This window comes from Acidobacteriota bacterium (assembly GCA_009861545.1).
In the GTDB taxonomy this organism is placed as follows: Bacteria; Acidobacteriota; Vicinamibacteria; order Vicinamibacterales; family UBA8438; genus WTFV01.
The window spans coordinates 1-10,686 of the sequence record VXME01000140.1; the positions used below are offsets into that span (position 1 = coordinate 1).

The 10,686-nt window shown below is 69.0% G+C and carries 5 protein-coding genes; all 5 read right to left on the minus strand.

Going from position 1 to position 10,686, the window contains the following annotated elements:
* Positions 1-907, minus strand: a 907-nt coding sequence (locus tag F4X11_22000) for a hypothetical protein (GenBank protein ID MYN67668.1), incomplete at its 3' end; no start/stop codon positions are given.
* A gap of 95 nt (positions 908-1,002) precedes the next feature.
* Positions 1,003-2,973, minus strand: a complete 1,971-nt coding sequence (locus F4X11_22005) for a tetratricopeptide repeat protein (GenBank protein MYN67669.1) — start codon at positions 2,971-2,973, stop codon at positions 1,003-1,005.
* A 12-nt stretch (positions 2,974-2,985) separates the two neighbouring features.
* Complete coding sequence (locus F4X11_22010) at positions 2,986-4,875, minus strand: CRTAC1 family protein (protein MYN67670.1); 1,890 nt, start codon at positions 4,873-4,875, stop codon at positions 2,986-2,988.
* A 139-nt stretch (positions 4,876-5,014) separates the two neighbouring features.
* Positions 5,015-8,290: a TonB-dependent receptor gene (locus F4X11_22015; protein ID MYN67671.1), complete on the minus strand. Its 3,276-nt coding sequence runs from the start codon at positions 8,288-8,290 to the stop codon at positions 5,015-5,017.
* A 393-nt stretch (positions 8,291-8,683) separates the two neighbouring features.
* A partial coding sequence (locus F4X11_22020) for a TonB-dependent receptor (GenBank protein ID MYN67672.1) occupies positions 8,684-10,686 on the minus strand: 2,003 nt, incomplete at its 5' end.

The window sequence follows — 10,686 nt, forward strand, 5'->3', positions numbered from 1 at the left end:
AGAACCACAGCTTGTCGCGGATGAGCGGCCCGCCGTGGGCGACGTTCAGGTCGTACACGTAGTCGACCGACTCGGTCGAGGTCAGACCGCGATCCTGGAGCCGCTGGTGGAGGTTGTCCGCCTGCAGCGTGCTCTCGGTGAAGCCGAAATAGTTCTGGCCGCTGTGCGTGTTCCCGCCTTCCTGCGGGATCATGCTGATGCGCACGCCGCCGGTCTGGGTCTCGGCCGAGATGCCGCTCGTCTCGTAGACCATCTCCGACACCGCGAGCTGGTTGTTGTAGTTCTGCACCGCGCCGTCGCCGCCGGAGCTCATGACGAGCTGCCCGTCGACGGTGACCGTGGTCTGCCGGTTGCTCATGCCGTGGACCGACATGTAGGTCTGCTGCGCCGCGGTCGTCAGGCCCACTTCCGGGCGGTTCATCTTGACGCCCGGAATCAACTGCGCCGTCGACTGCAGGTTGCGGCCGGTCGGAATGGCGTCGAGCACCTCGCGGTCGAGCACCTCCGCCTGGCTGATCGACTGCACGTCGACCACCGGCGCCTCGCCGGAGACGGTGACCGTCTCCTCGAGAGCGCCGACCGAGAGCACCGCGTCGACCGTGGCCGAGAAACCGGCCGGCAGCTCCTGGTTCTCGACGAGCACCGTCGAGAAGCCGGGCAGCGTGAACGTCATGGTGTAGGTGCCGGGACGCAGGTCGACGAGCAGGTAGCGCCCCGTGCCGTCGGTGAACCCGACGCGGCTCCCCTCGATGAGGGCCGGACTCGATGCCTCGACGGTAACGCCGGGCAGGATGCCGCCCGTGTTGTCGGTCACAACCCCGGTAAACTGGCTGGTGGCCTGCGCGTGCGCCAGGACCGGTACGAGGACCATGGCGGCCAGCGCGGCGACGGCTAACGAACGTCTCATGGGTTGTCCTCCTCTGACGTGTTGCGACGATTGGCGACCACGGATAGCCGCGCATTGAACTACGCAACGCGCCGCGTGTCAACCTGATCCGGGAGTCACGGGATGGCGTCGTCCGGCCAGGGGGTCCGGCTCGGCCTGCCCCGCTCGTAGAGCCGCAGATTCGCCGTCAATCGGGGCACGGCGTCCCGCATCCCGCCCGCCTCGGCGGCCGCGATCAGATCGCGCTGCACGCCGACGGCCTCGCCGTACCGTCCCAGCTCGGCCAGGGTCATCGCCATCGTCTCGCCGAGGTCGATGGTGCGGTCCGCCTGCGCGAGCCGCTCGACGAGCCGCATCGCCCGCGGGCCGTCCCGCACCGCGGCGTCGGGCGCCGCGGCCAGCAACCGGGCCAACGCGTGCGGAAAGATCGATGCACCCGGGAAGCTCTCGGTGCCGTCCACCAGCCGGTCGCGCGCCTCGCGATAGCGGCGAAGCTGCACGAGGGACATGGCGGCGCCGAAGCGCGCGTCGATCACCCCCGGGTCCATCCGCAGCACGGCCCGATACTGCTCCAGCGCCGCACCCGGATCACCGGCCCGCCGCAGGCTGAGGGCCAGCCGCAGGCGCACCTCCCCATCCGTCGGCTGGTAGCGCAGCGCCGTCTCGAACCGCTCGATCGCGTCGCGGTGGCGCCCCGCGCCCTGCAGCAGCACGCCGACGCTGTAATGCACCGCGGGGAAGTCGGGCGACTCGCGGATCACCCGCTCGAACTCGGCCATCGCGCCCTCGACATCGCCCATCACGTACCGGGCGGTGCCGAGCCGGTGCCGGAGCGCCGGGTTGTCCGGATCCAGCTCCAACCCCCGGCGGAACAGGTCGGCGGCGGCGCTCCATTCCTCGCGGTCCAGCGCCTCGTTGCCGCGGGCCTCGTAGGCGCGCGCGCTCTCGAGCAGTGCGTCCACTTCCGCCATCAGCGGGTCCGCCGGCCGGAGAGCGGCGCCCCGGCGGCGCCGCAGGTGCGCGGCGGCTCGGGGCTCGTCCCCGAGGGCGCGGTAGGCCATGCCGAGGGGATAGTGCGCGGCGGCCGCGGATGGATCGCGCGCCAGAATCTCCTCCAGCAGGTTCACCGCCCGCCGATAGTCCTCGGCCTGCAGCGCCGCGCGGCCGAGTCCGTAGCGCGCCGAAAGAGAGGCGGGGCGCAGCGCGAGCGCCTGCTCGAAGAGCGGCCGGGCCGAAACGGGCCGGTCCTGCGCCAGGCGAACTTCGCCGAGCCAGACGAGGGCCGCCACGTCGTCGGGCCGCAGCCGCAGCGCCGCTTCGAGCAAAGCGGCCGCCTCGGACAGATCGCCCGCCTCCCGGCGCAGGTGTCCAAGATAGTAGAGCCAGCGCGGATCCTCCGGAGCCAGCGTCGCAGCCTCGCGGAAGCAGGTCTCGGCGGCTTCCGGCAGGCTCGCCGCCATCAGCATCATGCCGAGGGCCCCGCGCGCGGCGGATGCCTCGGACGCGGCGGCGGCGCCGTCTCCCGCACCGGTCACCGCGGCCCGCCGCTCCTGAATCTGCGCCTGCACCGAAGCGCCGAGGCGATTCAGGCCGGGAAATCCGGTTCCGCAAGCAGGAGCTCCCCCGGACGCCGTCAGCCCTGGCGGGGCGGCCGGCGGCGCGTCGACCGGTGCGGCGCAGCCGGCGGCCAGCGCGGCCAGTCCGCCGGCGAAGAGGCCTGCCGCCGCCGCAAGGCGCTGGCGAAGGTCCGTGCGAAACCGGTTCAAGTCCAACCCCACGCGTGGAATAATACGGATATCGAACTCGCGCCCTGGATTACCCCGGCCCTGCTCATCGGCCTGTTCGCCTGGATGCGGATAGATATCCGTGACCTGCGCCGCGACCTCAACGCCCTGCGAACGGACATGAACAAGCGCTTCGACAACGTGAACGACAGCATGAGCAAGCGCTTCGACAACGTGAACGGCGAACTGGCGGACCAACGCGAGCGCATGGCCAAGCTGGAGGGTGCTCTCGAAGGCTTCCTCGCCGGACTGCGCGACCGCAGCGCCGCCTGATCCGCTGCGGCGCCGCGCGGACCGACGCATTCCCACAGGCGGTCACGAGCCGCGTTGCGCGGCAGCCCCCTCCCCCGCGCGGAGCGTCATCCAACGGTCGACCTCGACGTCGCGCCACTCCTCGACCGCCCCGTCCGGCCAGCGGACCCGGACCGTCGGCAGCGCGTCGGAATCCCCGAGTCCGACGAGTACCCGCGGATCGTTGGCCGACGCGTAGCTGCCGTCCGAACGCGCCCGGCGCCAGAGGGTCGGGAGGCCGTCGCGCAGCACCGCCACACGCGCCCCGAGCGAGTCACGGCCACCGACCCCGGCGAGACGCAACCCGAGCCAGTGACGACGCTGCCCGACGTGGTTGACCAGCAGCCGCACCGGACCGGCGTCGTTCCCCACCAGTACGTCCATGTCGCCGTCGTTGTCGACGTCGCCGAACGCAGCGCCGCGCCCCGTCTCCGACAGCGCGAAAGCCGTCCCCGCCTGCTCGGTCACGTCCGCGAAACGGCCGTCGCCCAGGTTGCGAAACAGCGTCCTGCGCTGATCGTAGGGGAACTGCCCCTCCGGACGTCCCGGGAGCGCGGTGATCGTGCCGTTCACGACGAGCAGGTCCAGCCAGCCGTCGTTGTCGAAGTCGAACCAGGTGGTCCCCCATCCGGTGTAGGCGAGGCTGCCGGCCCCCAGTCCCGAGCCGGTGCTCCGATCGGCGAACGTGCCCGACCCGTCGTTGACGTACAGGTTGTTCCCCTGGCCGTTCAGGTGGGTCATGAACAGGTCCTCGTCGCCGTCGTTGTCGAAGTCGCCGGCGTCCACCCCCATGCTCGCCTCGGTCATGCCCATCTCGCTGAGCGCCGCGCCGGCGAGCAGGCCCGTGTCGCGGAACGTGCCGTCGCGCTGGTTGATCCAGAGCAGGTTCTCGGTGCCGTCGTTGGCGACGTAGATGTCGATCCAGCCGTCGCCGTCGAAGTCGGCGGTGGAGACCCCGAGCGCCGGGCCGAACCGGCCCCCGACGAGCGCGGTCTCGCTCACGTCGACGAAGCGCCCCTCCCCCCGGTTGCGGTACAGGTGGTCCGGGGTCCCCCCGTAGGTCTCCGGCGGGCAGTAGTCGCGCGCGTCGGCCAGCGTGCCGCACTCGATGCCGCTCTCCAGCGTGTAGTCGACGTTGTGGCCGACGTAGAGATCGAGCCAGCCGTCGCGGTCGTAGTCGAGGAAGGCGGCCGAGACGCCGAATCCGGCGGTCGGACCGATGCCCCACTCGGCGGCCACCTCCGTGAACGTGCCGTCGCCTTGGTTGATGTACAACGCGTCCGGGCCGTAGTTGGTCAGGAACAGGTCCGACCAGCCGTCGTTGTTCACGTCCCCGGCCGCGACGCCGAGTCCGTAGCCGTCCGCCTCGATGCCGCTCTGCGCCGTCACGTCGGTAAACCGCAGTAGCGGCGCGCCGTCCGGAGCGACCTCCAGGTCGTTGCGGTAGAGCCTGCCCAACAGCGGCCCCGCCCCCGCCGGCGGGATGAGCGCGTCGTCCGGGGTCAGGCCCGCGTCGAGCATCCGCCCCTGGACGAGATAGACGTCCAAGTCGCCGTCGCTGTCGTAGTCGAAGAAGCCGACGCCGGGCGGGACGAGCTCCGGGTAGTGGAACCGGCCGGTCGCGCCGTTGAAGTGGACGAAGTCGAGACCGGATACCGCCGCCTCGTCAGTGAACCACTGGCCGGCGGGAAGATCGCTGATCGCCGACGTCCAGTCGTTCGCGCCGGCAATCTCCCCGGACTCCGCCGCGCACCCGGCGGACAGCAAGAGCAGCAAAACCGGACGGAGCGCGACGAACGAGGGTGAACCGTGGATGGTGCTCACGAATCTTGACACGCCATCATAGCGGAGTCGTGCACTGGAAGACGTCACGGCGCGGCCGTCGGCTGAACGGATCGACCGCATGTTCGACACCCACGCGATTGTCCGTTCACTGGCCAGCGTGACGAGCCGGCCGATCGTACGAAGAACGGGCCGGGAAGCGTCAGGCTCCCCGGCCCGTGAATAACGGTGCGTCACGCCTCGAGCGTGACGCGAACGCTCGCTCGGCAGCCTACCAGTGCAGGTGCGTCGCGAGCTGCAGGAAGCGGCGGTTGATGGTCCGCGTCGCGTTGCCGAGACTCCCGCCGTACGTGGTGTTGAACCGCGTGATCGGGAAGTAGTTCGGCAGGTTGTAAACGTCGGCCTGGACGTCCCAGCGCATGCCGTTCGGCAACTGGAAGCTCTTGCGCACGGAGATGTCGATCTGCGTCAGCCGGTCGGCGAAGAGCGAGCCCGGCGGCATCAGTGGGATCGACAGGCCCTGGGTGCGCGTCACGCCCTGGGCCGCGAAGTCGTCCACGGTCGTGTTGTAGTTCAGGTTGCCGATGTAGGCGTGCACGTCGTCGAACGTCGTGCCGCCCTGGTTGGTGCCGCCGAAGTTGTCCGTACCCCGGATGGCCATCTCCTGCGCGGGATAGAACTGCGCCGACCCGCTCAACTGGATGCCGCCGGGCAGCGGCACCGTGCCGGAGATCTTGAAGTCGTGCAGGAACGGAATGTTGAACTGCGACGCGTCGCAGAACAGCAGCTTGTTGGGATCCTCCGGTTGGTCGCAACGGTTGAGGATGGCCCGCTCCATCGACCAGCCGCCGAAGATCGTGGCGCCCGCCGCCAGGCGCGCGTTGAAGCCGGCCTCGAAGCCGTTGTAGACATCGGAGTTCGAGCTCGAGTTGCGCATGAACCGATCGGTGCCAAACAGCCCCCGCGCCTCCGGGTTCAGATTGTAGATGGTGAGCGTCGACGGCACCGAAACCCCGCGCGTCGAGCACGGGAAGCCGTTCGGGGCGGTCCCGGTGGCGGCGCACGGATTCGGAATGCTCAGCGCCGTCCAGTCGGCGTGGGTCAACCCGCGGCCGTACTGGATGATGGGGTCGAACGACTCGCGCCGGTACCAGTTCGCGTTGACGGAGAGTCCGGTCACCAGCTCGCGCTCGATCCCCAGGTTCATCAGGCTGACCCAGGGCCGCTCGACGCCGTTGGGATCCTCGGTCGGCACGGAGCCCGGCAGGCCGAACGCGGCCGACACCGGGAAGCCGATCTCCCAGTCCTGCACGTAGTCGTCGCCGTTGGTGCCGCCGTTGTGCGCGGTGCCGGCGGCGCCGACCGTGTGCATGTCGGCCGTGCTCGTCCCGAAGGCAACAGACGGATCGAAGCCCATCGTCATCAGCTCCTGCCGGGTCGCGCAGCGCGTGTCGTCCATCGGACTGAGCGCGCAGTCGAACCAGTTGCGGTTCTCGCCCGCGTGCGTCACCGCGTTGAACTGCCGCGCATAGCTGGTGGTGTTCGAGCCGTTGTAGCGGCCCCACGAGAACTTCAGCGCGGTCGACGCGTCGCCGAACAGGTCGTAGGCCATGCCTAAGCGGGGCGCGATGTCGTTCCAGTTCGGCAACTGGTCGCGTTCGGCCACGCTGAAGTACGGCACGAAGCGGTTCTGGGCGTGTTCGGTTGCGCGGTTGCGCCCGCGGTTGATCTCGTAGCGCACGCCGAGGTTGAGCGTCAGGCGGTCGATGGTCCACGTGTCCTGGGCGAAGATGCCCATGTCCTGCTGGTAGTCCATCGGCCGCCAGATCGGCGTGTTCGACACCCGCACCTGGTACGGCACGCCGTCCCGGTAGTTCTGCTGCCACAGATCGGCGTTCATGTCGTGGGAGCGGTCGTGGATGCCCCAACTGTTCATCACGCCGACCTTCATGTTGTGCGAGCCGGTGACGTAGGACATCGCGACGTTGTAGTTGAAGCGCTCGGGCGTCTCGTGGACGTAGCTCCAGTTGCCGCGGTCGCGGAAGTTGGCGTTGGCGTCGTTGCGGCGCACGATCTGGTACCACGGGTCCATCGTGCCGCCCGACTGCAGGGCGATGGCGGCCGGATCGCCGACGTGGTAGCACGGCGTGCTCGGACAGAACGGCACGCCGCCGCCTGGACGCGACTGCCGGAGTGGCCGCGCCGGCCCGTAGGGCGGCGCGTCCTGCCGCTCCTCGTAGCTCCAGTTCTCGACGTTCGACGAGTAGCCCGCCTCGAGCAGCAGCCGGCTGCTCAGCGTCGACGTCCACTTGGCCGACCCGGTGTAGTAGATGGGCGAGCCCTGGTGGTTGGGCGCGGTGGCCGGGTCGTCGCCGGCGCCGTGCGGCCGGAAGCGGTCCTTGAAGATCCGGTCCATGTAGGCGGAGAACTTGTTCGAGGCGTTGGCCTGCCAGGTCAGACGCAGCAGGCCGCTGGTGATGGTGTTGGCGTCGATGCCGGACAGCAGCTCGCGGCCGTCCTTGCCGTCGAGCTTGACGGGGCTCGGATCGAAGTATCGCGGCCACGTGCCGTCCATGTTGCGGTAGAAGCTGCCGGTGATCGGCTTGTCCACCTGCCAGCGGCGCGAGCTCATGAAGAACCAGAACTTGTCGCGCACGATCGGCCCGCCGTAGGCCGCGTTGAGGTCCCAGAACAGGGTGTTGCCCTCCGACGACGAGGCCCGGCCCTCGATCGCCGCCGGAACGCTCGTGTGGTCGGCGGCCAACGCGTCGCTGGAGTACCCCGTGTAGAACTGCCCGCTGTAGGTGTTGCCGCCCTCGCGCGGGATCATGTTGATGCGCACCCCGCCCCCCGAGGTCTCGGCGGTCATGCCGCTGGTCTCGTAGGTCATCTCCTGGACGGACAGCTCGTTGTGGTAGTTCTGGATGCCGCCGTCGCGGTCGGTGCCGTTGACGAGCTGCCCGTCGACGGCCACGCTGACCTGCCGCCAGCTCATGCCGTGGGTCATCATGACGGTCTGCTGCGCCGCGGTCGACAGGCCGACCTCGGGCCGGTTCAGCTTGATGCCGACGATGAGCTGCGCGGTCGACTGCATGTTGCGGCCGGTCGGAATGGCGTCGAGCACCTCGGCGTCGAGCACCTCCACCCGGCGGGTCGACTGCACGTCGACGACCGGCGCCTCGCCCGAGACGGTCACCGTCTCCTCGAGCGCGCCGACCGAGAGCTCCGCGTCCACCGTGGCCGTGAAACCGGCCGGCAGCTCCTGGTTCTCGACCACGACGACCGAGAAGCCGGGCAGCGTGAAGGTCAGGTTGTAGATGCCTGGACGCAGATCGACCAGGGTGTACCGACCCGCGCCGTCCGAGATGGCGACGCGGCTCCCCTCGATAAGGGCCGGCGAAGATGCCTCGACCGTAACGCCGGGCAGGATGCCGCCGGTGTTGTCGGTGACCTCGCCGGTGATGGTGCTGTTGGTCTGGGCCAGCGCCACGCCGGGCGCCAGAGCCAGAGCCGCCAGCGCTACGACTGCCGTGCATGAACGTCTCATACGATGTCCTCCTCGAACGCGAATGCGACGAACGGCGGTGTCGACGACCGCGCAAGTCTCGACCGACACCCGTAGCCGGGCAGTGAACACCCTCGTAGCCCGGTTGTCAAGCCGATGCAACACGCAAGTTACGTGCCGTCTGCGGGACGCGCACAGCGCACAGCGGCACGGCCTGCAAGTCGTTCGTGGCCAACAGAATCCGGCGAACACAACAGGCCGCGGAACGGGGCGTCGGGCATCCAAGGAATTGGGCGCGCGATCCAAGATCCGGTTGCTCCGGGGTTACGCGAGGTCGGGGGGCGCCCCACAAGAAAAGAAGGCCGGGAAGCTGCCTCCCCGGCCTTCGACCCTCTCGTACGGTAGCGCGTGACGCGCCGTCGAACGCTGTCGCGACTACCAGTGGATGTTGGTAGCGAACTGCACGAACCGGCCCTGGATGGTCGAGCTCGCCCGGCCGAGCGAGCCACCGTAGGTGTTGGTGCCGTTCAGGATCGGCTGGTAGTTGACGATGTTGAACAGGTCGGCCTGCAGGTCGACGCGCATCCCGTTGCCCAGGGTGAAGGTGCGCCGGACCGAGAGGTCGACTTGCGTCAGCCTGTCGTAGAAGAGTTGCCCGGCCGGCAGCAGCGGGACGCTGATGCCCTCGGTGCGAGCGATGCCGAGGTTGTCCATCACGTTCGCCGGCGTGACGTTGTAGTTGATGTTGCCGGCGTACGGCCGCGCGCCGGCCAGCTCGCCGCCGCGGTGGGTGCCGCCCCACTGGTCCTGCGAGCCGCCCGCCACCGCCTCCTGGGCCGGGTAGAACTGCGCCGACCCACTGATCCAGAAGCCGCCCGGGAGCGGGAAGTTCCCCGAGATCTTGAACTCCTGGAGGAACGGGATGGTGTAGGCCGGCTGCGTGATCGGCACGCCGCCGACCATGTCGGTCCGGCCCCGCGGGTCACAGAACATCAGGCGGTTCGGATCGTGGGGGATGTCGCAGCGAACGAACACGTTGCGCTCCATCACCCAGCCGCCGAAGAGCGTGCTCCCGTTGGGCAGCCGCGCGTTGAAGCCGGTCTCGAACCCGTTGTAGACCTCCGAGAAGTTGTCCCCCGTCGGCGTGTTCTGCACCACCCAGTCGTCGGCGATGCCCGCCGCCTCCGGGTTCAGGTTGAACACGCTGATCTGCGCCGGCACGAGGCCGCCGCTCGAATTGCACGAGAGGAACCCGCGGTTGGGATCCGCCGCGCAGGGGTTGTCCATGAGGAACCCGGTGTAGTCGTCGAACCCCAGGGCGCGGTTCACCCGCAGGACGCTGTCGTAGGTGTCGCGGCGGTACCAGTTGAAGCTGGCCGAGAAGCCTTCGAACAGCTCGCGCTGGACGCCGACGTTGAGCACGCTGACCCAGTTCCGCTCCACGCCGTCCGGATGCTCCACCGGACGCGAGGCGAGACCGCCGAAGTTGGCCCGCAGGGGCGGACCGATCTCCCAATCCTGCGCGAAGCCGTCGCCGTTGGTGCCGCCATTCCAGACGGTGCCCTCCCGACCGATCGTGTGCTCGTTCGCGCTGCTGGCGCCGAACGCGATGCCCGGGTCATGCCCCATCCCCATCAAATCGGCCTGCGTCAGGCAGGCCCGGCCGTCGAGGCTCGCGCAGTCGACCCAGTTGCGGTTCTCGCGCTGGTACGACACCGGGTTGAACCACTCGGCGTAGGTGAACGTGTTGGCGGCGTTGTACCGGCCCCACGACACCTTCAGCGCCGTCGAGGCGTCGCCTAAGACGTCGTACGACAGACCCAGGCGCGGCGCGAAGTCCTTCCAGTTGGGGAGGTTGCGCCGCGACGCGAAGCTCTGCGCCGCCACGAACCGGCCGGTCTGCGTGACCGTAGAGCGGGGGCCCGGCGTGACGTTCGGCCCCGCCTCGTAGGTGTGGGCGATCATCTGCTCCCAGCGCACGCCGAGGTTCAGCGTCAGCCGGTCGATGGTCCACGTGTCCTGCGCGAAGATGCCCATGTCGCGGGCGTAGTCGATGCCGGAGATGACCGGCCGGTTCGACACGCGGGCGAATTCGGGGACGCCGTTCCGGTACATCTGCCGCTCCAGGTCGCCGTTCCCGGTGCGGTACGCCTCGTACGGACCCCAACTGTTGTTGGTGCCAATCTTGATGTTGTGCGAGCCGGTCACGTACGAGAGACCGATGTTGTAGTTGAACCGCTCGACCCGCCAAGTCTCGCGGCCCCAGTGGTACCGGTCGCGGAACCCGGTGGACTGGTCGTGTCGCAGGACCAGGCCGTACCAGGGATCGATGGTGGGGTTGAACTCGTCCGGGCCGCTGATCTGGGCCGCGTTTCCGTAGTTCGTGCCAGCCAGAAAACCCCCGTTTCGAGCGGAATTCTGAGACGAATTCATGGATC

What these genes read in the sequence shown, in the direction of transcription:
- F4X11_22005 (MYN67669.1), bottom strand. Translation starts at nt 2,973, where the DNA reads ATGCGTCGGTCCGCGCGGCGCCGCAGCGGATCAGGCGGCGCTGCGGTC.
- F4X11_22015 (MYN67671.1), bottom strand. Translation starts at nt 8,290, where the DNA reads ATGAGACGTTCATGCACGGCAGTCGTAGCGCTGGCGGCTCTGGCTCTG.